Consider the following 535-nt stretch of genomic DNA (forward strand, 5'->3'; position numbering starts at 1 on the left):
AACGACTCAGTTGCTAGAGACGCTTTAGTGATACCTAGAAGTTCACGTTCAAAACGTGCAGGCTCTTTGCCTTCAGCTTCTAGGTTACGGTTAGCAATCTTAACTTGTGAGTATTCAACTTGCTCGCCAGGTAGGAACTCAGAGTCACCAGCGTGAGTAATTGTACACTTACGTAGCATTTGACGAACGATAGTCTCGATGTGCTTATCGTTAATCTTAACGCCTTGTAGACGGTAAACTTCTTGTACTTCGTTAGCGATGTACTGAGTTACTGCGTGTACGCCACGTAGACGTAGGATGTCATGTGGAGACTCTGGACCATCAGCGATTACATCACCACGTTCAACGCGCTCACCTTCGAACACGTTAAGCTGACGATGCTTAGGAATCATCTCTTCGTAAACTTCACCGCTATCACGTGTGATAACTAGACGACGCTTACCTTTGGTCTCTTTACCGAAGCTAACTGTACCTGTGTGTTCAGCAAGAATCGCAGGCTCTTTAGGCTTACGAGCTTCGAACAAGTCAGCAACGC

At 46.2% G+C, this 535-nt stretch carries 1 pseudogene; it reads right to left on the minus strand.

The window, feature by feature from the left end:
• Nucleotides 1-535 (minus strand): annotated as a pseudogene (locus R7Z49_RS27210) (DNA-directed RNA polymerase subunit beta'); the annotation flags it as partial.

This window comes from Vibrio sp. 1562 (genome assembly GCF_033340155.1).
In the GTDB taxonomy this organism is placed as follows: Bacteria; Pseudomonadota; Gammaproteobacteria; order Enterobacterales; family Vibrionaceae; genus Vibrio; species Vibrio alginolyticus.